Below are 24549 nucleotides of genomic sequence, written 5' to 3' on the forward strand. Positions count from 1 at the left end.
ACGTCGTCGCCAGCCATTACGCATCAATCAATTAGCTGATTTTCCCGCCAGCGCGGCTCCGTATTCTGTAAACAAACTCGACGGTCGCGCTCTCTAGCTCCCGCGACCCTTTACAGGTACACCGCGAAATGTGCGACCGATCACAAAATTACAACAAAACTCAACATGATTTCCTCTCGATATTCCTCGGCAACCACGCAACCATGCTGGATTGCGCAGGGGGGTGACCGCGGCCGGGAGCTACTGACGTCAGTCTGGCCACACCTTCGCCCCAGGCGTTGGGCCTAACATCTCCATACCAAAAGTCAGCGGCCAAAAGAGCGGCGACGATTTACAACAATAAGGGAGTATTGGAATGACTGAACCCACCAGTCGCAATATGCATGCACTCTTACCCGGTCCCTTTCGCCCGGCTCGCAATACGCTGCTCGCGCTCGCCGTCACCGGTACCCTGCTGGCCGGCTGCGGCGGCGGCGACAAACAGACCGTCAATGCCACGGACCGCACACCCGGCGAGCTCTATTTCAGTTATCCCGCTGCAGATCAGGCAGCGGTGCCCGTCACTGCCCCGGTTTTCCTGCGCTTTACCCGCGCGCTCGCCATGGATGAAGACGAGCTGAACCCTGACATGCTGCAACTGACAAGCGATCAGGGCGACGTGGTCAATCTGACCGACCTCACCATGACCAGCGGCGATCTGGGCATCGCCGCGCGCCCGTCTCAACCGCTGAAGCCGGGTACCCGATACACCCTCGTGAATCAGGGCCTGGCCACGGCGGCGGGCAATATTGAACTGCCAGGCGGCGGTATCCGTTTCACCACCGCGCCCGCCACCCAGGGGCCGCTGCTCGACCGCACCGAAGGCAACGGCTTCCGGGTCGCGCGTTTCATCCCTAACGGAGAGGACCGGTATCCGGCCACCGACATGTCGGTACTCCGCGTTCAATTTACCGAGCCGGTGGATGAGCAAACCCTGCGCTACGGCGAGACCATCAGCCTTATGGATGGCAGCGACGCCTTGGTGCCCGCGCAGATGTACGTTCAGGGCCACCGGGTGACCGTCGACCCGGAAGAGGATCTGGATCCCGCCCAGACCTACACCATCCACCTGGACGAGGGCATACGCAGTACCATTGCCGACGCCCCGCTCGAGCTGCCGCCAGAAGCTCCATGGACTTTCCGCCCTCTGGATTCCACATCACCGAACGGTGAACGGGAGCGCATGGCACAAACCGCTACCGCCGAGACCGGAAACCTGGCGCTCTCGAACGAGGCGTACAATTCAGTCAAGCTGAGCTCCCTGCTGCTTGGCAACAACAACGCCACCACCGCTACCGGTACGGTTTTCGCCGAACTCGGATTCATTCCCAGGTTCGATAAGGCCGGGCAAAGCGTGCCCCTTCGCATCGACCGCGGGGCGCTGATGACGGGCTCGGATGTGGCGGTGAACGTCGCTGGCGAACTGCCTGCCGGCTTTTCGTCGGAAGCCATCCAGGTACGGTTTCTGTCGGACGCCAACGGCTTCCTGATGGGCAACCCGAACACCGATGACGAGAACGCGCCTCGCCTTGTGGAGCTTTACATCGATATGGCTCTGAACACCGGCAACACCATCGCTAACGCCGCGCTGGGCCAGGAATTACTGCACGTCCACCTGGTGGGTACCGCCCTGGTGGAAGACGGCACCCTGACCATTGAGGCGGTAGGCGTGATTGAACCGGAAGTGATGGGCGTGGACGTAGCCTCTGGCCTGATTTCGTTCCGTCTGGAAGGCTATCGCAACCCGGCCGACGCGCCGCCGGAAACCAGTTTTACCGACAACGAAGCGCCGTCGGTCAAAAGTTGGGTGCCTGGTGACGACAACCAGCACAAGATGCGCCCGGGTGATCCGGTGATCGTGTATTTTTCCGAGCCGGCGCTGCCGGGCTCGCTGACACCTGAATCCGTGATTCTGTTTAAAGATGGTGTAGAACAAGCCGCGGCCATTTCACTCAACGGCTCTGCTCTGGTCGTCAAGCCAACCGAACCACTGGCACATGGTGCAGACTACAGCCTGCTACTCGACGGCATTACGGACCTCGCCGGCCACGCGCTGGCGGCACCGCCATTGAACTTCGCGCTGGCACCGACAGTCGCCGGCACGTCGGATATTCAATCCCCGATTGCGCTAACCACCCTGCCCGGTTTCCCCTGCAGCAAAACCGCCGTGAATACGGCAGACGGCCATCAGGGTCGATGCGCCGGCGGCAAAGCCTCGGACGACCTGCTGCCTATCGCCGAACATCCGGGCGATAAAGCCTTGTCGGTTCGCTTCTCCCAGAATATGGATCCCGCAACCATCACAGCGGGTGGCTCCCTGACCCTCGAGTCATTGCAGGACGGATCCTGGAATCCGGTTCCCACGTCGGAGTATGTGGTTGAAACCGGCCCCCGGCAGCTGACGGTAACGCCGGTGATTGGCTGGAACGAAGGGGCCCTGTATCGCTATACGCTGAATGCCAGCACCCCGATGCGGTCAGCGTCCGGCCTGCCGCTGCAAACCGAGATCCTGACCCAGGGCACCCGGAACAAGGACAACCGAACGTTTGGGGGGCAACCCCTCGTAAACTATTTCATTGCAACCGAGCCGCAAAATGACCGCGTCGCCCTGCCCCTGCGGAACCTGCCAGCGGCTGACGCCAATGCCGATCTGGCGTATCAGTCCGGACTGGAGGCCGGGTCTGAATCTGGTGAGAGTGTGGCCAATGCCGCGGGCATGCGGGCAACAGGCGTCAGCGCGATCAACGATGAGACGCTAGTGCAGGGAGCAAATATCGGCTGTGCCGTCGGTCTGGACTGCAACAAAGATCAGTACATCTATCTCACCGCTATGCTCGACACCGTTGTCTCAGGTCAAACGCAAGATGATGGGAGCGTACCTGTTGATATTCTGCCCTCCATTCTTGCGACCACTTCTAGCAGTGTCTGGGCATTTATCGATACCAGTTTTGTGGACCTGTTTCCCGACTTCGTACTTAGCGTGGACCTTGAGGAGAATGAGGAAATCGCCACCGGCCCAATGCTGATGCGCATTCGCTATTCCAAGGAAGATACCGGGAAATCGATACCGCCCAAAGGCAAGATCGTCTCGCACAGTAACGGTGACTTAATGTTCGAGACAACCCTGGACGTCTATCTCGATGCTCCCTATCTGGATCCAAGTATTGGACCTGCGGCTTTGGGCCACAACCTTCGCAGTTACCCAATTGCCGCGCTGGAACTCAGGGGTCCGATCACGTTTCTTGCAGATGGTCGAATGCAAATCGCACTCGAAAACGTGAATCCGGTCCCCATTGATGTCGAAGTGAGGGGACAGATCGATATTACGGCCGACAATACCGGGGGAATATGTGGAAACATACTCTTCAGTTGGTTGTGCGAGGGGATCGCAAACTCTGCAATCGATGCGAACACACGTATCCACCTGCAAATCCCGGCCGGAGAGCTGCGCCTGAACTACATCTCTCCCTACACCCAACATTAACCACTACCGAAAACAGTGCGTTCTGGGGCCCGGATCCGTCCGGCCCCGGACTGCCATCCAGCAACAATTTTTCGCATTTCGTGACATTTCCCCTACAAACCCGGTCTGTTCGGGCCTCGTATTCAAGTTGGTACTGAATAATGCTTGAAGTAGCGCAGAAAGTGATCTTCTAGACGAGGTTCGATGTCATTGAGGCCAACGTCCCGAAAAGACAAGGTCGTTACACTCTGAAACAGATGTACCAGTATCCAACAACGTGACCCGGCACTTCGCCAGAGTCACTTGAACGTGAAAGACAAAAATAACAGGAGTTAGATTCATGTCCGGTTCTCACCGTTTTGCAGTACGGGCACTCACCCTTGCCATCGCTACCTCAGGCTTCGCCACGACCGCTTCCGCCAGCATGGGCAACCTCGGCACCGCATACGGCGTGATGCCGGTGGACGTCGCTACCGCGCAGTCGCTGTCCATGTTCAACGACCAGGTATCGGCCACCTATTACAATCCGTCCTACCTCACCAGTGACGAGCGCGGGGAGCTGACCGGTGGCATTCTGCACGCAGAGCAGGAACTGCGATCCAGCCGCTCCGATGCAGACGGAGACATTATTTCCGACTCGCCCAGCCAGCACGTGTTGATCGGCATGAAAACCAACCTGGGCTCACTGACTCGCTTCAAGCACCCTATTTACCTGGGTTTCATCGCTGGCGTTGAGAAGTACGGTAAAGAAATGCTGGCGTTTTCCTCTGAGACCTCAGAAACCGGCCAGTACCTTCAATACGGCAAAGAGCCGCTGTTCCTGAACATTGGTGGTGCCACCCCGCTGTGGCGAGGCATTTCCGCGGGGTTCTCGGTTCGCGTCACGCTGGAAGCAGCCGCGCAATTGGACGCGGTCTCCACTCTCGGTGGCGAAACCAGCCGAGAGCGCCTCTCCGTGAATGCCGAGCCCTCGCTGAAGTCCATTCTCGGCACCACCCTCAAATGGGGCGAGACCTTCTGTCCAGACAGCAGCTGTTTCCTCGATGGCTGGGAGTCGGCGGTGACCTATCGCACCAAGTCGTCTGCGTCCACCTCCGTCGATTCCAACATCATCGTCACCCAGACCATTCCGGATCCCGGCTTGAGCCTGGCGGTGGCCACCATCGATTCCTTCCAGCCGGAAACCATAGCCTTCGGCACCCAGTACAAGGGTGACGGCTGGCGCATCGGCGGCAGCGTGGAGCAGCAAAACTGGTCGGAACTGGAAGAGGAATTCGCCGGTGACACCATCCGTGACCAACAGAACGTAAACGCGGCCGACCGTATTCGTTTTGATGACATCCTGATCCCACGTATCGGGGCGGAATACGAACTCAGCCAGCACTTCGCCATTCGCGGTGGCCTGGCCTACGAAGAGTCACCACTTAAAACCACCCGCAACCCGGAACTCAACTACCTCGACACCGACAAGATCGTTGCCGGCGTTGGCCTGAGCGCCACCTACGACCGCACCCGCCTGCTCGCCTACCCGGTGCGCCTGGACATTGGTTACCAGTACCAGCAGCTGCAGGAGCGGGATTTCACCATCGTTGACTACGACGGCAACGAGCAACAGGCCACCGCCGACGGCGATATTCATGTAATCAGCGGCTCCATCACCCTGAAGTTCTGAGGAGAGGCTTGCCATGAACTACAAAAACACACTGGCACTTTTACCCGCAGCAATTCTTGCCGCCTGTGGTGGTGGCGATGGACAGGAGATCGCCGAACCCCGCACTCCGGGCGCGGTGGTCTATTCATACCCCTCTGACGGTCAGCGAGAGGTCAGCCCCAAGGCAGATCTGGTTCTGCGCTTCTCCCACGCAGTGACCGATGAAGATCTGTCCGGCAAGATCCGTGTGAGTACCGGCGAAACCACGGTACCGTTTACCGTCGAGGGCGTGGATGGCAATCGCAGCCTCAAGCTTTCACCCGAGGGCGAACTGAGCCCCGGAACTGAGTACACCATCGAGTTTGCCGAGGGCCTGTTCGCCGAGAACAACCGCATCATCGAGACGCCAAACGCGATCGGCGCCGAGGGCATCCAGTTCTCCACCCGGGGCGCCTTCAGTGGCATCGCCGGCCTGGACAACCTCAGCGAAAGTTTTGGCGTGGACCAGATGATTCCCTCGCCGGACGGCGTGTTCCGACCGATGAACTTCTCCACGTTCCGTCTGCGCCTGACCCAGCCGGTGCACCCGCAGTGGCAGGAACTCGGTGGCGTGATCGAAATTACTGACAGTAACGGCGACCCGGTACCGGCCACGGTACTGGTCAAGGGCCGGTTGGTGACGATTGACCCGTGTGTTCCGGATGAGCCCACCCTGTGCGGCCGCGAGGATGACGTACTGACACCGGGCGCCACCTACACCGTTTCAGTGCGCAATCTGCCGGGAGTGAACGGTGGCACGCTGGAAAACTACGAACAGGCGTTCACGCCCCGGGACACCAGCCCGACGGTAGTGCTGTTCCAGCAAGTGATCGACTCGGGCCTGAACGCAGGCAGCAGTGCCAGCGATGCCCGCAAGTCCAGGCTGAACGGCCAGATCATCAACGGCGTAACCCTGAACTCTGTTCTGCAGGGCATTGCCGGCCCCTCTCAACAAACCGGCGGCCTGTTCGCGGAACTGGCGTTCGCGCCGGCGTTTGAGGCGGACGAACCGCTGCCGCTGCGGGTGCCCAAAGGCAGCATCCTGAACAGCAGCAGCCTGGATGTGCGCATCAACGGTTCCGTACCGATCATTGATCCGGCCACCGGTGAGATTCAGCAGACCGGCAACATCAAGGTCACCATGCTGTCCGACGCCACTGGCTACCTGATGCCCAACCCCTACACCGACGACCTGAATGCGCCGCGCCACGTCAAACTGTTCATGGACGTGTCCATGAACACGGAAGAGGCACAGCCCAACGCGTCACTGTCCCAGGACCTGCTGGGTGTTGAACTCAGCGGTATCGCAATCGTGGAGGATGGCACCCTGACCATCGATGCCATCGGCATGGTGGAACCCAACCTGCTGGGCCAGGAATTCACCGACTCCACCATCGCCTTCCGCATCGAGGCGGCCACCGACTCCACCTCGCAACTGGACGCCGCCGGCCAGCGCGATGACGCCTTGCTGGACATCACCGGCCCGCAACTGGTCAGTTGGATGCCAGGCGCAGAAGACGCTTTGCCGTCCACACGGCAGGACATGCAGCGCCCGGGCGACCCAGTCATTCTCAACTTCGATGAGCCACTGGACCCGGACTCCGTCAACGGCGGGGTGACGCTTTCCACCAGCGGTGGCGATATCGCCAACCTGAACACCAAAGTGGACGGCACGGTGCTGGTGCTAAATCCGGAAGGTGGCCTGAAGCACGGTGTTGAGTACACGGTTACGGTGAACGGCGTGACGGATATCAATGGGAACCCTGCTACCGTTCCATCGTTGACCTTTAGCCTGCCAGAAATCGAGCGAGACGGGACAACCGTCACCCAACGCTCGCCAATTGCCTTAACCACTTACCCTGGCTATCCGTGCTATGTAGATCAGAACGACACACCGGTAGATCTTGAAGCCGGAACGCATGGTCAATGCGCGGACGCAGCTGCCGACGGTCCATTGGGCGAAGTTCTTCCGGTAACTACACTGCCAAAAGATCGCCCTATCGTTGTAGTGTTCTCGCAGTCAATGGATCTGGACTCCATTCGCCTCCATGAGACGCTCACCATTGAGAAAGTGGATGCAGACGGCGGTAATCCCAGCGAAGTTAGCGGACGACTTGAGAAAAACAATCAGCGTATTCGTTTCTACCCGGATGAGCCCTGGGAAGTTGACGGCTTCTATCGCTATACCATGCACTCCGAGAGTGGTGGTACATGTGAGCAAAACATTTGTGGCGAGAATGGCCTGGTGCTGAAAACTGATCTTCTGGTGGATCCGGAATCCACTGGTGGACCAAATATGGAAATCTACTTCCGTGGCGTAGAAGCAACGAACACGGTATTTACTCCCCTGCGTAACCTGCCGATACGGGATACCAACTCGAACTACATTGTAGACTGCGATGTAGCGGGCGGAACTGACTGCCTGGAGCCTTTCAGCCACGAAGATGATGGCAATGGTGGCTTCCTGCCTTCCGCAAATGCTGCACAGCTTGCCGTGCGCGAGGAAGGAGCGGAGCTAGTGGGGGTCGACGGACTGATCCAGGCCCAAGTTGGCTGTGAACCAAATCAAAACTGCCCTGAAAAGAAATTCATCTACCAAACCTATGGCCTGAATACAGAGATTATAGGCCCCGGGGTAGATGAGGACGGCAACGAGGGTGTCAGAGTTCTACTTTACCCGACGATGCTTGGCACAACATCTGCCAGCGTTTTCCTGTCTGGTCTGGGTGAACAAGAAACCGGACCGCAAATTCTGCGGATGACCTACGGGGAGCCCAACCCAGAAGAAGGAAACCCTCTCGGATTGGTTGAGGGGATCATAATTGAAGGGGAGGATGGCCGCCCGAAGTTCAAGACCACCGCTGATTTGACACTTGATGCTCCGAATCTCGGCCTGCCTGATGGTGGGGCACTGTTGGAACACAACCTATACAGCTACGACATCAAGCTCACGCTCGAAGGCCCGATCGTCTTTTTCGATGATGGCCGCATGCAGGTTGAGCAACGTAATACCAACTCTCCGGAGATCAATGTCATCGTGTCAGGTAACAACCCCGTTATTGAGGGCGGTGTAAATCTGGTTAGTTGTCTTGGCGATGTGCTTGGCCTTTTAGGAGGAGATACAGATCTTTCCAATTGCGGTGCGCTAGTAGGCGAGGAGGATCTCGCATCAGGTGCGGTTTACATACCCCTGGAAATCCCTGAGCAAGGCGTCTACCTGAACTTCCTCTCCAACCCGATCAAGGAAATCCCGGAAGAGTATTGATCAACAGGCCTTACTCTCCCTTCAGGCCAGCCTTCGGGCTGGCCTTTTTTATGGCCTTTTGAGGCAAGCCGGGCTTTTCCCCTTGTTTGCTTTTCCTGCTAATTTGACTGAAAGTCAGATAACAAAAAATTCAACGGAGAGAGCCCCATGGAAAACGGCACCCATTACCGTACCTGCCACCTGTGCGAGGCAATGTGCGGCGTCGCCATTGAGGTGCAGAACGGTCACATTACCTCCATCAAGGGTGACGAGGACGACCCGTTGAGCCGGGGCCATATCTGCCCCAAAGCCGTTGCCCTGCAGGATTTGCACGAAGACCCGGATCGCCTGAAGAAACCGGTTCGCCGCACGGACGCCGGCTGGCAGGAAATGGAGTGGGACGAAGCCTTTGAGCTGGTCGCAGACCGGCTGCACCGGGTGCGCAAGGAACACGGCCGCAACAGCATCGGCGTGTACCTGGGCAACCCGAACGTGCATAACCACGGCTCGCTCATCGCCACCATGCCATTCCTGCGGGCCATTGGCAGCCAGAACCGCTTCTCGGCCACCTCCAACGACCAGTTGCCCCACATGCTCGCCAGCCTCGACATGTTCGGGCATCAGATCCTGTTCCCGATTCCGGACATTGACCGCACCGACCTGTTTATCTGCATCGGCGCCAACCCGATGGCCTCCAACGGCAGCCTGATGACGGTTCCGGACGTGAGGGGGCGCCTGAAGACCCTGAAAAGCCGCGGTGGCAAAATGATCGTGGTGGATCCGAGGCGCACCGAAACCGCAAAACTGGCGGATGAATTCCACTTCATTCGCCCGGGTACTGACGCCCTGCTGCTGATGGCGATGGTGCACACCCTGTTTGACGAGAACCTGGTGAATCTCGGCCATGCGGAAAACTGGACCAAAGATGTCGATTTGCTCCGCCTGGCTTCACTGGCGTTCACCCCGGAAGCCGTCAGCGAGCACACCGGCATCGAATCCGACCACATTCGCGGCCTGGCCCGCCAACTGGCCACCACCCGCAAGGCCGCCCTCTACACTCGCATGGGGACCAGCACACAGGCCTTTGGCGGCGTCGCCACCTGGCTGGCTTACTGCCTGAACATTCTTACCGGAAAACTCGATGCCACCGGCGGCGTGATGTTTACCCAACCGGCCATCGACCTGATCGCCCTCGGCGGCATGTCCGGCCAGCAGGGTCATTTCGGCAAACGCTACAGCCGCGTGAAAAAGCTGCCGGAGTTCGCCGGCGAATACCCCGCCAGTACCATGGCCGACGAAATGCTCACGCCAGGCGACGGCCAGATCAAGGCGTTCGTCACCGTGGCCGGCAATCCGGTGCTCTCCAATCCCAACGGCGGGCGACTGGACCAGGCGCTTGAAGGCCTGGATTTCATGGTCTCGGTGGATTACTACCTGAACGAGACCACCCGCCATGCGGACGTCATCCTGCCGCCCACCGCCGCTCTGGAACGCAGCCACTACGACCTGATCTTCAGTATGTTTGCCGTGCGTAACGTCGCCAAATACAGCGAGGCACTGTTCGAGGCCGGCGATGATACCCGCCACGACTGGCAGATCCTGCTGGAGCTGGCGCACCGGCTCGAGAAAAAGCGCAAGGGCGGCCGCCTGCCACTGCGTGCGGAATTGGGTTGGCGAGCGTTCAAGCAGATCGGGCCAGACACCATTCTTGATCTGTTGTTGCGCACAGGCCCATACGGTGCCGATATCGGGGCCGCACGCGCCGTGATGCAGCCCGCCATCGATCTGGTGATGGATGTGCTGCCGAAGCGCCATCCGCTTCAGGGACTGGCCAGACTCAGCCCGCTGAATCGTCACTGGCAGGACCTGCCCAAGGGGCTGTCGCTGAGTGCGCTGAGGGATAACCCAAACGGCGTTGACCTGGGGCCGCTGCGGCCGTGCATGCCGGAGCGGCTGTTCACCCGTGATGGCAAAGTCAACCTGGCCCCTCGCCGGTATCTGCAGGACCTGCACCGGCTACACGCCTTGCTGGCGAGCCCGGTCAGTGCGGATCTGATGATGATTGGCCGTCGCCACGTGCGCAGCAACAACTCGTGGATGCACAACAGCCAACGCCTGGTAAAAGGCAAGGATCGCTGCACCCTGATGATTCACCCCAAAGACGCGGCCCGCTGCGGCCTGCAGGCGGGTGACTCGGCAGAGGTCACCTCACAGGCGAAGGACGTCAGCACCGGCATAGTCCTGATGGTAGAAATAACCGAAGACATCATGCCGGGCGTGGTCTCCGTACCCCACGGCTGGGGCCATCACCGCACAGGCACCGGCCAGACCGTCGCGGCCGCCCACGCCGGCGCCAGCATCAACGACGTACTGAGCGATCAGCAAACTGATCCATTGGTGGGCACGTCCGTACTGAATGGCCAACGGGTTAAGGTCAAAGTCTGGCGGGCTGAACGTCAGCGCAAGCGGGCCTGACAGAGAAGGAGATACCCATGCCCCTGTGGCTGCAATGGACACTCATCGTTGCCGGGCTGCTCGCGATAGCGGCCCTGTCGGCGTTTATCCTGCGTCAGGCAAAGCTGCTTCGCCAGAGCCGGCAACGGAACGACAAAAACCAGGCCTTCCGGGAGCAGCGCCGGCAATCCATGGTGGAAAGCATCCAGGTGATTGCCATGGCGGTGGAAGAGGATCAGGTCGAGTACTCGGAAGCCTGCCTGCGTCTGAAAGGATTGCTGGACCATGTGGCGCCAGAGCTACTGGAACAACCGCCTTACCGAGTCTTCCGGGAGGTATCTGATCAGCTCCAGCACATGCCCACCCACCGGGCGCGCCAAGCCACGGAAACGCGGTTCATCGAAAAAATGGACCGGGAACGGCTGGCGCTGGAGGCCCGCCACGCCGATGCGATTCGACGTGCCGCCACCGCACTCAGGCAACATCCGTTCTGATGGTTCAGGACGGCCGCGCCCCGGGATAGGTCTCTCCCACCCTCGCCGGCAGTTGTTTGTAATTTTTTGTAACAGAAAAGGCCAGCCGGCAAACCAATTAGCATTGCAAATCAATGCATTCCGATATGACCGAATTATGACGCCCTGATCAGGTGCAGGCTCCAGCCAGGGCTGACTTTTATTTCCGGTCCCATAGGCTAGATTTAAAGACAAGGTGACCCACACCATTCTCTGCGGACACCTTACGTTGTTTTCTCCTGATAAGTTTGGACGACTCTGCAACAAGCGGGTGAGCTTGCCGGCCCTTGGGCCGGCTTTTTTGCGTGTGATATCAGCGGCCTGCGGGAGTCAGGGAGTCATCATTCCGGCCATCGCCATGATACCGGCCTTGTTGCTGACCAGTTCATCGAACTGTTCTTCAACCCGGGCCTGATCCAGCCCAAGTGAGGTATAGAACTCTGGCGCCACCGGCTCGCCGGCGCCGATCGCTATGCCGCGATTGGCCAATAGCTGCCGCCCGAGCCAAAGCAGCTTGGCGTAATCTGCGTGGGTGCCGTCGTAGTCCGGATTTTTCTGGTAACGAATAGCCAGGGTGACTTCATCGGGCATGCCCCAGTTCTGCATCAGTTCCGCCGCGATCTGCTCCCGGGTAACACCCAGCAGATAATGTTCGATTGGTGACGAATCCATCGCGGGATTGACTTCCAGGGAACGGCAGACGAGCTTGAAATGGGGTGGAAACACCTGGGCCAGCACCAGATAGCCAAAGTTGTGCAGCAGCCCCGCCAGATAAGCCAGCCCGAACGCCGGCCGTTGGCCCCGGGGCATCATGCTGGCAAGGATGCCCGCTGACTGGGCCTGCCAGATCGCCTGTTGCCAGTAATCCACATAGCCTTCGGGATGATCCTGAGGCTGCTTCAGTGCCCGGCCCAGCGCAAGCCCCATGGCCAGGTTCATCACCAGGTCGAACCCCAGAACCCGGGAGACCGCATCGTGCACCGACCGCACCTGACCAGCCGCTGCATAAAACGACGACGACGCCCAGCTTACTACCTGCGCGGCGAGGCTCGGATCGCTCTCCACGATGTCCACCAGATCCCCCATGACGGCATTGGGATTGACCCGCAGATGAATGATGCGTTGGGCGGTTTCCGGCAGCGGCGGCAATTCGAGCGTGTCCTCCAGACGCTGCTGAATCCGTAGCCCGGTAAATTTTTTGATGGCGCTGTGGAGCTGGTCGCGGTCCCGATCCGGGCGGTCCAGATTGACGGCAATGGTTTCCGGGGCCACTGCAAACGCCGCGCGCTGCGCACTGGCGGTGAGCGCGAGAAAGTCTGCGCACGGCATGACCATGGCCAGATTCTGGGCGCCAAGCGCCAGGGCCACCGTCGACAGGCGGTCAACACGCTCGTCCACCACGCAGGGCCAGCCGGTCAGCGACGGCAAGGCCGGCAGTTCGGCCAGGCCCGCGCGCTCCCTGACCCGCAGCTGATCACGACGCTTCATCACCTGAAGATCGCGACCCAGTTGCTGGTTCAGGGCATTGATATCAAGAAGATCGTCCTGACGACAGATGGCCTGGAGGTTTCCCTGTTCATCGCTGAGCAGCACCATTCTCAGCAACTGGTCAGTTCGGGCCTGACTGACATCGCGCAGGGACACTTCCCCCGCCGACTCACCCAATGCCTGTCGGACCGCGACAGGTAGTTCCATAACTCTCTCCCAAAAGCGTCAATGTGCCAACTCCGGGCACCATGGATTTCTAACCAGTATACGGTAGTCGATACACCCGGGTTTTGACATGCGCCGGGTTCTTTACATTTTTCCTGCCAACCGGCCCCCTCACACGTCGCCGTATCGAATCTTCTCGCCCAGCCAGCGGCGAATCAGCCCGCGGACGGTGTCGGGGTGTTTCATCAACCCCGGGGCCATGGCACGCACCGACTCGATCCAGCCCTTGTCGCGCTCGAAGTCGGCCAGACGGAACTGCATCATGCCAGTCTGGCGGGTGCCCAGCACCTCCCCCGGGCCACGGATCTCAAGATCCTTCTCGGCGATGAAAAAACCATCCTGGCTTTCTCTCAGGGCCTGCAGGCGGGCCTTACCATTCAGCGACAGCGGCGGGTGATACATCAGCACGCAGAAACTGGCCTGCTCGCCCCGACCGACCCGGCCCCGCAGCTGGTGCAACTGAGCCAGGCCCAGTCGCTCGGGATTCTCGATGATGATCAACGACGCGTTGGGAACGTCCACCCCCACTTCGATCACCGTTGTGGCCACCAACAGGTCCAGCTCGCCGTTCTTGAATTCCGCCATGATGGCCGCCTTCTCGGCGGCCTTGAGGCGCCCGTGCACCAGGCCCACGGACAGATCCGGCAGGCGCTCGGCCAGCTCCTGAGCCGTCACTTCCGCCGCCTGGCACTGCAGCGCTTCGGACTCCTCGATCAGTGTGCAGACCCAGTAAGCCTGCCGGCCTTCCCGGCAGGCATTGCGAACCCGCTCAATGACGTCATCCCGGCGGCTGTCCGGAATCGTGACGGTTTCTATCGGCTTGCGCCCGGGCGGCAGCTCGTCAATCACCGAGGTATCGAGATCCGCGTAGGCGCTCATGGCGAGGGTGCGCGGAATCGGTGTGGCGGTCATGATCAGTTGGTGGGGCGCCAGGGTACCGCCTACGCCCTTTTCCCGTAACGCCAGGCGCTGATGAACCCCGAATCGGTGCTGCTCGTCCACAATCACCAGCGCCAGGCGGTTAAACGCAACCTCGTCCTGAAACAGCGCATGGGTGCCAATCGCCACCGCGGCTTCGCCGCTGCTGACCAGCTCAAGCGCCTCCCGTCGGGCCTTGCCCTTGACCTTGCCCGACAGCCACGCCAGGCGAATACCCAGCGGTTCCAGCCAGTCACGGAAATTCTGGTAATGCTGCTCGGCCAGTATCTCGGTGGGCGCCATCAGCGCCACCTGGGTTCCCGCCCCGATTGCCTGCAGTGCCGCGAGGGCGGCCACCACGGTTTTCCCGGATCCGACATCGCCCTGAACCAGGCGAAGCATCGGCAACGGCTGGCTGAGATCCTGCCGGATCTCCCGCAAAACCTGCTGCTGGGCACCGGTCAGGCGGAACGGCAACTCCTCAAGAAAACGTTCCGCCAGATCACCGGAGGGCAGCAACGGCAGTGCCTGCCGCGCCTGAATCTGCTCACGCACCTGCAGCAGACTGAGCTGGTGCGCCAACAGCTCTTCCATCACCAGCCGTTGCTGCGCCGGATGACGCCCCTCCATCAGCAGGTGTACCGGGGCATTGGCTGGCGGTGCATGCACCAGCTCCACGGCCTCGGTTATACCCGGCAGCTGATAATCCGCCAGCAACGCCGGCGGCAACCAGTCGTGGATCGGATAACGTTTCAGATAGGTGAGCGCCTGCTGGCACAGCGACCGCACGCGGGGCTGCTGGATACCCTCGGTCAGCGGATAGACAGGCGTCAGGGTTGCCTCGCCCGCCGCTGGCATCGGTGGCGGGTTGGTCTGGTACTCGGGGTGGTAGAACTCGTATCCGGCGCGGCCCGGTCGTACCTCGCCGAAACACCGCACCCTCGCCCCCTCGGAGAGCTGGTTCTTCTGGGCGGCGTTGAAGTGGAAAAAGCGCATCACCAGAAATCCGCTCTGGTCCTTCAGGGTTACCTGAAGGCTACGGCGACGCCCCATGACCAGGTCGGTCTTGACCACCTCGCCCTCCACCACGCCGACGTCACCGACGCGCAGATTGCCCATGGGGACGACGCGGGTCCGGTCCTCATAGCGATGGGGCAGATGAAACAGCAGGTCCTGCAGGGAGTGAATCCCCAGCTTTGCCAACCGGTCTGCCAGGGCGCTCCCGACACCTTTGAGTGCGGTAACCGAGATGTCATCCAATGACGTCATCGACAACCTCAGGCGCTGGCTGCGGCAGCCGGGGAATCCGTCCTGGCTTTTTCGATGACACGGCACTGGCTGGCCGCCAGCGACAGCACGTCAATGGCCTTGGGCCGGGGGAAAGTCACCCGCCACGCCAGGGCTACGGTCCGGAACGGCACCGGGGCGGCAAAGGGGCGCACCGCCAGGATGTCTTCGTGGTATTGCATGGCGGTTGCCGCGGAAAGTGGCAGAACGGTGATGCCGAGCCCCGACGCCACCATGTGGCGGATGGTTTCCAGGGAGCTGCCTTCGGTGACCAGCGCCGGCGCCGTCGCACCAGCGTTGCGGGTGACCGCCTCAACCAGCGGCGGGCAGGACTCCAGCACTTGATCCCGGAAACAGTGCCCGGGCCCGAGCAGCAGCAACTGCTCCTTCGCCAGCTCCTCGGCGGTCAGGCTGTCCTTTGCCGTCAGCGGATGGCCGGCGGGCAACAGCACCACGAAGGGTTCGTCGTAAAGCGGCAGTGTCACCACTTCCGGCTCTTCGAATGGCAAAGCAATGATGATGGCATCAAGCTCGGAATGTCGCAGCTTCTGGCGCAAACTGGCGGTGTAATTCTCTTCGATAAACAGTGGCATCTCCGGCGCGGCACGACGCAGTTCCGGCAGCAGATGGGGAAACAGGTAAGGACCAATGGTATAGATGGCGCCGACCCGCAACGGCGAGTTGAGCTGATTCTTACCGTCCTGGGCCATGTCCTTGATCACGCCCACCTGATCCAGCACCCGCTGAGCCTGCTCGATAATGCGCTGGCCGGTTTCGGTCACACGGATGCTGCTTTTGCTGCGCTCGAACAAAGGAATGCCCAACTCGTCTTCCAGCTTCTTCACCGCCACACTCAGGGTAGGCTGGCTGACGTGACAGCGCTCCGCCGCGCGGCCAAAATGCCTTTCCCGTGCGAGGGTAACAACGTATCGTAACTCGGTGAGAGTCATGGCGGGCTCCGGTCAGTATTCGTCCAGGTCAGGTGCGTTAACCGCTCCCTGTCTCGATAAGCCAAAGCATAAGGATTGAAATTGTCTATGGCAATCACTGAAAGCAATAAACTGCCACGAATTCTGGTGGCCGGGTGCGGCAAGCTCGGGGGCGCCATCGCCACCCTGCTAACCGGCCAGGGTGAGGTCTTTGGCCTGCGCCGCAACCCCGACAACGTACCAACAGGCATAGCCCCCCTCGGCGCCGACCTGACCCGCCCTGAGCAGGTCCGAGCGGTAGTGCCAGACGATCTGGATATCGTGATTTACTGCCTTACCCCCGCCAGCTACGACGAACAGGGCTACCGGGACGCCTACGTCAACGGCCTGCAGCACCTGCTCGATGCCATCAAGGGCTCGCCCCCCAAGCGGCTGATCTTCATCAGCAGCACCAGCGTGTATGCCCAGAACGACGATTCCTGGGTGGATGAAACCAGCGCCGCGGAGCCCGCGCGGTTCAGCGGGCAAACCATCATCGCCGGCGAGCGCACGGCACTGGGCAGTGGCATCCCTGCCACGGTCGTGCGCTTCAGCGGCATCTACGGGCCAGGCCGCCGCAGGTTCCTTGAAGAGGTGATGGACGGAGGCATGGATCCGATCAGCCCTGCCCCTTACAGCAACCGCATTCACGAAGACGATGCCGCCGCGGTGGTCGCGCATCTGGTGAACAAGGCGCTGTCAGGGGAGACTCTTGAGGACTGTTACCTGGCCAGCGACTGCGAGCCGGTTCGGCTGGATGAAGTGGTGGCCTGGGTAAGACAGCAGGTGAAGTGCGCGCCGCCAAAGGAAAACGCCCGCAAAGGCGGGCGCGCGGGTAGCAAGCGATGTCGCAATCAGCGTTTGCTGGACAGTGGTTTCAGCTTCCGCTATCCCGATTTCCGCACCGGTTACCGGGAAATGATTGCGCTCAGCTCAACACCATGACCGCTTCCATTTCGATGGGCACGCCCTTGGGCAGCGCGGCAACTCCCACCGCCGCGCGGGCCGGGTACGGCTCCTGGAAGTAGGTGGCCATGATTTCATTCACCGTGGCGAAATTCGCCAGGTCGGTCATGTAGATGTTGAGCTTGACGATGTCTTTGAGTTCACCGCCACTGGCCTCGCAGACCGCCTTCAGGTTCTCGAACACCTGACGGGTCTTGGCGGAGAAATCACCGGCGACCACTTCCATGGTTTCCGGCACCAGAGGAATCTGGCCTGACAGGTACACGGTATCGCCGGCTTTTACCGCCTGGGAATAGGTACCGATTGCCTGGGGCGCATTTTCAGTCTGGATAACAGATTTGTTGGTCATGACCTTTGGGATCCTCTCGTCCAAAACGCCAATCGTCGCCCCTTGGAGCTCACCCTGTCAACCAGCGCTTGGTCGGGCCTGGCGTCAGTGGCGAACCCGGTTGATGTGGGTAACCGCGCGGATGTTGCGGATGCGACGCATGACCCGGGCGAGGTGGCGACGCCCATTAACGTGAACCACCAGGCTGACCACGCCAAGGCGGGCATTCTGTTCTTCCACATTGATGCGTTCGATATTGCCATCGGCCATGGCCACGGCATTGGCCACCTCGGCAATCACCCCGCGCTGGCGTTCAAGCTCCACCCGCAACTCCACCGAGAACTCGTCGGTGATGTCCTTGGCCCACTTCAGGTGGGTCAGGCGGGCTCGGGCGTCATCGCCTTCGGGCAGACGTGAGCAGGTGTCTGAGTGAATCACCATGCCCTTGCCCGAATCCATCACACCCACCACCGGGTCGCCGGGGATGGGCTTGCAACAGCTGGCAAAGCGCACCAACAGTCCCTCGGTACCGCGGATGGTGACCGGACCGCCTTCCGGCTGAGACCGGGAAGGCTCCGCCGGCGTTTCCTCGGCACCGCTGACCAGTTGCCGCGCCACCAGATAGGCCATGCGGTTACCAAGGCCGATTTCACTGACCAGATCATCCAGACTGCTGACCTGGTTATGACGGACCACCGCATCGATCTGGCTGTCGCTGATTTTCGACAGGCTGGTACCGAAGCCTTTCAGGGATTTCTTCAGCAGCGTCTTGCCGAGATCCAGCGATTCCGCCCGCTTCTGATTCTTCAGAACATGGCGGATGCTGCTGCGTGCCTTGCCGGTGACCACGAAACTCAGCCACGCGGGATTGGGCCGGGCGCCCGGCGCGGTGATCACCTCCACGGTCTGACCACTCTGCAGCGGCTGGCTGAGCGAGCCCAGATTGCGGTTGATGCGACAGGCAACGGTGGCGTTGCCGATATCGGTGTGAATGGCGTAGGCAAAGTCCACCGGGGTCGCCCCACCGGGCAGCTCCATGATCTTGCCCTTGGGCGTGAACACGTAAATCTCATCCGGGAACAGGTCGACTTTTACATGCTCAATGAATTCAAGGGAATCGTCGGCCCGCTCGCGCATTTCCATCAGGCCTTTCACCCAACGGTCAACCCGTGACTGATTCACGCTGGTGACGCTGGATGGCTCGTTCTTGTACATCCAGTGGGCGGCAATACCGTTGTTGGCGATGTGCTCCATTTCCTCGGTGCGGATCTGGATTTCGATGTTCACGTGCATGCCGAACAGGGTGGTATGCAGGGACTGATAGCCGTTTGCCTTGGGCATGGCAATGTAGTCCTTGAACCGGCCCGGCAGCGGCTTGTACAGGCTGTGCACGGCGCCGAGGATGCGGTAGCAGTCATCTTCGCTGTCGGTGATGATCCGGAACGCGTACACGTCCATGATTTCATGGAAGGACTTCTGCTTGAACTTCATCTTGTTGTAGATGCTGTTCAGGTGTTTTTCGCGCCCCAGAATCCGCCCCGGCAGGCCCCGTTCTTCCAGCTTTTCCTGCAGCCGGCCGCGGATCTCGTCAATGATTTCCCGGTGACTGCCCCGCAGTTTTTCCACCGCCTTGGAAATGTAGCGGGACCGCATGGGGTACAGGGAAGCAAAGCCGAGGTCTTCCAGCTCGGTGCAGATGGAGTGCATACCAAGGCGGTTGGCGATGGGCGCGTAAATATCCAGGGTTTCGTTAGCGATGCGCTGGCGCTTCTCGTAGGGCATGGGCCCCAGGGTGCGCATGTTGTGCAGGCGGTCCGCCAGCTTCACCAGAATCACGCGGATGTCCCGGGCCATGGCCAGGGTCATCTTCTGGAAATTCTCGGCCTGGGCTTCTGCGCGGGAGCGGAATTCGATCTGGGTCAGCTTGCTGACGCCGTCCACCAGTTCCGCCACATCGTCACCGAACTGATCGGACAGGGCATCCTTGGGAATGCCGGTGTCTTCGATCACATCGTGCAACATGGCAGCCATCAGGCTCTGATGGTCAAGTTTCAGGTCGGCAAGGATGTGAGCGACGGCAAGGGGGTGGGTTATGTAACGATCGCCACTGCGGCGCATCTGGCCCTCATGGGCCTGTTCGGCATAATAGTAGGCTCTTCGCACCTGATTGATGCGATGGGTATCCAGATAGGAGCTGAGCTCTTTCGCCAGCCCTTCAACCGTTGCCTCTGCCGACACCGCGCCTCCACCTAAAGACTGAGATTCAGGGACAAAAAAACCCGAATGCACGCATCCGGGTCCTTCCGCTGTCCGTCCAGTAATGCTTTATAGCTACACTATAAAACCGCAGGGACAGAATTCAATGCTTATGGCCGGCCGCTAGGTGTTTTTACCATTACGGCCGTCGCGAAGGCTTACTGTTCGTCGTCTTCGGTCAGAAGACTGCGCGTTACCTTTCCTTCCGCGATTTCACGCAGAGCAATGACGGTTGGCTTGTCATTCTCTTCGGCTACCATCGGCTCAAAGCCCTTGGTGGCAATCTGGCGGGCGCGCTTTGTAGCCAGCATAACCAGCTGAAAACGGTTATCGACGTTTTCCAGACAATCTTCAACGGTAACTCGTGCCATAACTTCCCCGACAAAATAAAATGACTGATCTAGCAGACCGCGTAGTGTACTGCGGCCGGCTCAATTTGTATACAACGAAACGCGATCAGCGGCGCTGGGACAACTGCGCCAGAAGCCCGCCATGACGATCCTGCTGCGCCGTCATACGCAGCCGCTGGGCACGCACAATGGCCAGCAAATCGGCAAGCGCCTCGTCGAAGTGATCGTTTACCACCAGGTAATCAAACTCCAGGGCATGGCTGCACTCGTCACTCGCTTCCGTTAACCGGCGTTCCACCACCTCCGGCGCGTCGGTGCCGCGACCAATCAGACGTTCCCGCAGCACGTCCGCGGACGGAGGCACAATAAAGATGCCCACACACTCTGGAATCAGCCGGCGTACCTGTTCGGCACCCTGCCAGTCGATCTCGAGAATGACATCGCGACCCATGGCCAGGGTTTCCCGCACCCAGACCTGGGACGTGCCGTAGTAGTTGCCAAACACATCCGCATGTTCCAGAAAATCGCCACGACCGATCATCGCCTCGAACTCTTCACGGCTGACAAAATGATAGTTGACGCCGTGCTGTTCACCCTCGCGCTTCGGGCGGGTGGTGTGCGACACCGACACCCCCAGCTTTTCATCACTGCGCAGCATTTCGGCCACCAGGCTGGTTTTACCCGCCCCCGATGGCGCCGAAATGACGTAAAGGGTACCTTGCTCAACTGCCTGACTCATGGCGCACCACACTCCGGATACTGTCTGAATTCTGCGACAACACAACCGGTCAAACCCGCCGCCGCATTAACAAGAGGCGGAATTATACACGATAGGGAAAACCCTTACTCCAGGTTCTGCACCTGCTCCCGCATCTGCTCGATCAGCACCTTGAGATCCACTGCCACGCGGGTTACCCGGGCATCAATGCTTTTGCTACTGAGCGTGTTGGCTTCACGGTTCAGCTCCTGCATCAGGAAGTCCAGACGGCGCCCAATGGCCTCATCGGACGCCAGGGTGTCAGACACCTCGGAAATGTGCGCCTTCAGCCGGTCCAGCTCCTCCGCCACATCACTTTTCTGCGCCAGCATCACCATTTCCTGGGCAACACGCTCAGCATCCAGCTCCACCCGGGCCTTCTCGAACCGATCCTTGAGGTGCTGCTCCTGCGCTTTCAGTAACTCGGGCATCAGCTTGCGGACCTCCTCCACCAACTGCCCCATGGTGGCAAGACGGTCTTCAAACAGGGGGCGCAGGCGCTCGCCCTCACGCTCGCGGACCGTGACCAGATCCGCAATCGTGCGTTCGAACAGCTCTGCAGCCGCCTCCCGGGCCGGGCCATAATCCAGCTCTTTCACCGACAACACCCCAGGCCAGCGCAGAACGTCGAGGGCGTTGATGTGTGCCGGGTTGTCGAGAATGCGGTTGACGTGATTGGCGGCCTCATTCACCGCATGGGCCATCTCGTCACTGATCTCGAACCCCTGAGTGGCGTTATCCGTGGTTTGCAGGCGCATGGAGACATCGACCTTGCCGCGGCGCAGCTGCTTGCGAAGCTGCTCGCGAAAGGCGTTTTCAAGCTCCCGCAACGCCTCCGGCAACCGGAACGACGGCTCCAGATAACGGTGGTTCACGGTACGAATCTCGCACGTCAGTGTTCCCCACTCTCCCTGGGTATCCTGGCGGGCAAAGGCAGTCATGCTTCTGATCATGGCAGCTCCGCTTTTCAGTCGATGCAATCGTCCGAGTTTAGCAGGGTGCAGCGCCAAACCGCGAACCCGACCAAAGCCGGGGCCAGGCCGGGCAGAGACAGACGCCGCACCGTGTTATACTTCGCCCCTTCCCTATTCCGAACACCGGGCACAAAGCCCCGGACATCCACTACCAATATCAGGACATACTATGCGACCCAGCGGAAGAACTCCGGAACAACCGAGAGACATCCGAATCACCCGCAACTACACCCGCCACGCCGAAGGCTCGGTACTGATCGAGTTCGGTGACACCAAAGTTATCTGCACCGCCTCCGTCGAGAACAAAGTGCCGCCGTTCCTGCGCGGCGAGGGCAAAGGCTGGATCACCGCCGAATACGGCATGCTGCCCCGCTCCACCGGCAGCCGCATGGGCCGCGAGGCCGCCCGCGGCAAACAGGGCGGCCGCACCGTCGAAATCCAGCGCCTGATCGGCCGCTCACTGCGGGCGGCGGTTGATCTCAGCGCTCTGGGTGAGCACTCCATCACCATCGACTGCGACGTCATCCAGGCCGACGGCGGCACCCGCACCGCGGCGATCACCGGCGGCTGCGTGGCGCTGGTGGATGCGTTGAACCATCTGGTGGCGGAAAAACGCCTGAAGAAATCACCGCTGAAGCAGATGGTTGCGGCCCTGTCCGTTGGCGTCTACAAAGGCACACCGGTGGTGGATCTCGACTACCCGGAAGATTCCGAAGCCGAAACCGACATGAACGTGATCATGACCGACCAGGGTGGTTTTATCGAGATTCAGGGTACTGCCGAAGGCGCACCGTTTGTTCAGGAAGAACTGGACAGCATGCTGGCACTGGCGAAGCAGGGGATTAACCAGCTGTTTGAGATTCAGAAGGCGGCGCTGGAGGGGTAATTCTCTGGAGTTATTGTTGTCGGATTACGGCTTTCGCCTAATCCGACCTACGAAGACTTCCTGAAAGCTCGGGCGTCTCCGGGCGGTGTTGCTTTTCCGGGACCTCTCCGGCCAGGGAAGGCCGGAGCGGAGCGCACATGGATGTGCTCGTAGCGTGCCCGGAAAAGCAATGCCGTCTGGAGGCGCTTTCTCCGGCTTACATCACCGGGAAGCTAGAAACCGATTTCGATGTCGTAGTCCATGACCACCGGCGCGTGATCCGAAAAGCGGGTGCCGTCATCAATCCAGCCATCGAGGATAGTCTTGCGGATGCCCGGCGTCATCAGCTGGTAATCCACCCGAATACCCGCATTCTTGCGCGAGCCCTCGGTCTGCTCCGGCCACCAGGTGAACTGGTTGCTCTGCTTGTTGATCTCGCGGAAGGCATCAACACAGCCCATCTCGTCAAACAGCCGATCCAGCCAGGCGCGCTCGTGCGGCATGAAGCCGGAAACATCCAGCTTGTGATACAGCGGGCTGGCATCAGTCACATGGTGGGCGGTCTGCAGGTTGGCACCGAAAATAAACTGACGCCGTTTGCGCAGCGTCTTCTGCATGTGCAGGCCGAAGGCTTCCATGAACTCATCTTTGTGGTCCAGCACCGTCAGGTCATTGTCGCCGACCAGCTCGTCCTCGCGACCCAGGGCACAGGGGGCCAGCACACAGGCGACAGACACCTTGTCGAAGTCCGCCTGGATAAAACGCCCCTCACGATCCGCCTGCTCGTTGGCGAAGCCATACATGATGGCCTTGGGGAAATGGCGGGTATAGATACCCACGCCGCCGTCCTCGTTCTTTTCGCCGTCGATGAAGTAGGCCTCATAACCTTCCGGTATCAGGTTGAAGTCCTCGACTTCGTAGGCACGCATGCGGTGATCCTGAACGCAGACCACGTCAGCATCCTGACCGGCCAGCCATTCGAAGAAACCTTTTTCAACCGCCTGGGCGAGGCCGTTGACGCTGATTGTTACTACCCGCATACGTGTTCCCTGATTCGGTTTGTGTGTATGATACCGGTTTTACGCTTTAATTAAAGATCCACACCCGCCAGAAGCCTTGTCATGCACGACTATCAGCAACATTTCATCGAATTTGCCATCCGCCGGAACGTTCTCCGTTTTGGCGAGTTCACGCTCAAGTCCGGACGCACCAGTCCTTACTTTTTCAACGCTGGCCTGTTCAATACCGGTGAAGACCTCCTCGAGCTAAGCAAGGCCTATGCCGCAGCCGTACAACGCAGCGGGCTGGATTATGACATCATTTTCGGGCCTGCCTATAAGGGCATTCCGTTGGCAACCGTGACGGCCATGGCACTGGCGTCAGAAGGCCAGAGCAAGCCGTTCGCCTTCAACCGGAAAGAAAAAAAGGACCACGGCGAAGGCGGCAACATTGTCGGCGCCCCACTTGAGGGCAAAGTCCTGATCGTTGATGATGTCATCACCGCCGGTACCGCCATTCGCGAATCCATTGACCTGATCCGCGCCGCTGGCGCTGAACCGGCGGGCGTACTGATTGCCCTCGACCGACAGGAACGTGGTAACGGCGAACTGTCCGCCATCCAGGAGGTGGAACAGGAATTCGGCTTGCCCGTGGTCAGCATCATCCAGCTGGAACAGGTGCTCGACTACGTGAGCAATCGCCCGGATTTTGCCGACCATGCCAGTCGCGTTGCCCAATATCGGGACCGATACGGAGTCTGAACATT

17 protein-coding genes are annotated in these 24549 nt (G+C 60.0%); 8 read left to right on the plus strand and 9 right to left on the minus strand.

The annotated features are described in order from the left end of the window. The first annotated feature begins 355 nt into the window (after positions 1-355). The 5 genes from DYI22_RS16150 (at position 356) to DYI22_RS16170 (ending at position 11384) form a co-directional block, all read left to right on the plus strand. Entirely contained in the window at positions 356-3523 is a 3168-nt protein-coding gene (locus tag DYI22_RS16150; RefSeq protein ID WP_228301092.1) for an Ig-like domain-containing protein, read from the plus strand. A 319-nt stretch (positions 3524-3842) separates the two neighbouring features. Continuing rightward, on the plus strand, positions 3843-5174 hold the full coding sequence (aupA, locus tag DYI22_RS16155) for an alkane uptake protein AupA (RefSeq protein WP_213479087.1): 1332 nt from the start codon (positions 3843-3845) through the stop codon (positions 5172-5174). 13 nt (positions 5175-5187) lie between these two features. Continuing rightward, the gene (locus DYI22_RS16160; protein WP_213479088.1) at positions 5188-8457 is read left to right on the plus strand and encodes an Ig-like domain-containing protein; all 3270 of its coding nucleotides are present in this window, start codon (positions 5188-5190) and stop codon (positions 8455-8457) included. A 147-nt stretch (positions 8458-8604) separates the two neighbouring features. Next, a complete protein-coding gene (locus tag DYI22_RS16165) occupies positions 8605-10911 on the plus strand; it encodes a molybdopterin-dependent oxidoreductase (RefSeq protein WP_213479089.1) in 2307 nt (768 codons plus the stop codon). A 17-nt stretch (positions 10912-10928) separates the two neighbouring features. Continuing rightward, on the plus strand, positions 10929-11384 hold the full coding sequence (locus tag DYI22_RS16170) for a DUF2489 domain-containing protein (protein ID WP_213479090.1): 456 nt from the start codon (positions 10929-10931) through the stop codon (positions 11382-11384). A gap of 348 nt (positions 11385-11732) precedes the next feature. Here the strand turns inward: DYI22_RS16170 and DYI22_RS16175 are convergent, their stop codons facing one another. From DYI22_RS16175 to DYI22_RS16185, 3 genes are all read right to left on the minus strand, one after another. Further along, positions 11733-13097, minus strand: a complete 1365-nt coding sequence (locus DYI22_RS16175; protein WP_213479091.1) for an aminoacyl-tRNA deacylase and HDOD domain-containing protein — start codon at positions 13095-13097, stop codon at positions 11733-11735. 129 nt (positions 13098-13226) lie between these two features. Further along, positions 13227-15302: an ATP-dependent DNA helicase RecG gene (recG, locus tag DYI22_RS16180; RefSeq protein ID WP_213479092.1), complete on the minus strand. Its 2076-nt coding sequence runs from the start codon at positions 15300-15302 to the stop codon at positions 13227-13229. 8 nt (positions 15303-15310) lie between these two features. Then, positions 15311-16270: a hydrogen peroxide-inducible genes activator gene (locus DYI22_RS16185; protein ID WP_213479093.1), complete on the minus strand. Its 960-nt coding sequence runs from the start codon at positions 16268-16270 to the stop codon at positions 15311-15313. Positions 16271-16357: 87 nt separating this feature from the next. Here DYI22_RS16185 and DYI22_RS16190 point away from each other — a divergent pair, with 87 nt between their 5' ends. After that, positions 16358-17233 carry an NAD-dependent epimerase/dehydratase family protein gene (locus DYI22_RS16190; protein WP_213479094.1) on the plus strand — a complete coding sequence of 292 codons (876 nt, stop codon included), beginning with the start codon at positions 16358-16360 and terminating at the stop codon, positions 17231-17233. On the opposite strand, the gene DYI22_RS16195 is transcribed toward DYI22_RS16190, so the two are convergent. The 5 genes from DYI22_RS16195 to DYI22_RS16215 form a co-directional block, all read right to left on the minus strand. Next, positions 17217-17603 (minus strand): RidA family protein, encoded by a 387-nt coding sequence (locus DYI22_RS16195; protein ID WP_213479095.1) that lies wholly within the window; start codon positions 17601-17603, stop codon positions 17217-17219. The two genes, DYI22_RS16190 and DYI22_RS16195, sit on opposite strands and share 17 nt — an antisense overlap. 84 nt (positions 17604-17687) lie before the next feature. Continuing rightward, on the minus strand, positions 17688-19820 hold the full coding sequence (locus DYI22_RS16200; RefSeq protein WP_213479096.1) for a RelA/SpoT family protein: 2133 nt from the start codon (positions 19818-19820) through the stop codon (positions 17688-17690). A gap of 176 nt (positions 19821-19996) precedes the next feature. Continuing rightward, entirely contained in the window at positions 19997-20209 is a 213-nt protein-coding gene (gene rpoZ, locus DYI22_RS16205; protein WP_213479097.1) for a DNA-directed RNA polymerase subunit omega, read from the minus strand. A gap of 85 nt (positions 20210-20294) precedes the next feature. Next, the gene (gene gmk / locus DYI22_RS16210; RefSeq protein ID WP_213479098.1) at positions 20295-20927 is read right to left on the minus strand and encodes a guanylate kinase; all 633 of its coding nucleotides are present in this window, start codon (positions 20925-20927) and stop codon (positions 20295-20297) included. Between the two features lie 104 nt (positions 20928-21031). Further along, positions 21032-21898: a YicC/YloC family endoribonuclease gene (locus tag DYI22_RS16215; RefSeq protein WP_213479099.1), complete on the minus strand. Its 867-nt coding sequence runs from the start codon at positions 21896-21898 to the stop codon at positions 21032-21034. Between the two features lie 190 nt (positions 21899-22088). Here DYI22_RS16215 and rph point away from each other — a divergent pair, with 190 nt between their 5' ends. Next, positions 22089-22805, plus strand: coding sequence for a ribonuclease PH (rph, locus tag DYI22_RS16220; protein ID WP_213479100.1), 717 nt, complete (start codon positions 22089-22091; stop codon positions 22803-22805). Between the two features lie 212 nt (positions 22806-23017). Here the strand turns inward: rph and DYI22_RS16225 are convergent, their stop codons facing one another. Next, positions 23018-23824 (minus strand): exodeoxyribonuclease III, encoded by an 807-nt coding sequence (locus DYI22_RS16225; protein WP_213479101.1) that lies wholly within the window; start codon positions 23822-23824, stop codon positions 23018-23020. 81 nt (positions 23825-23905) lie between these two features. Between DYI22_RS16225 and pyrE the strand changes: the two genes are divergently transcribed. Next, a complete protein-coding gene (pyrE, locus tag DYI22_RS16230) occupies positions 23906-24544 on the plus strand; it encodes an orotate phosphoribosyltransferase (protein WP_213479102.1) in 639 nt (212 codons plus the stop codon). The last annotated feature ends 5 nt before the right edge of the window (positions 24545-24549 follow it).

It is taken from the genome of Marinobacter lipolyticus (assembly GCF_018424605.1).
GTDB lineage: Bacteria > Pseudomonadota > Gammaproteobacteria > Pseudomonadales > Oleiphilaceae > Marinobacter > Marinobacter lipolyticus_B.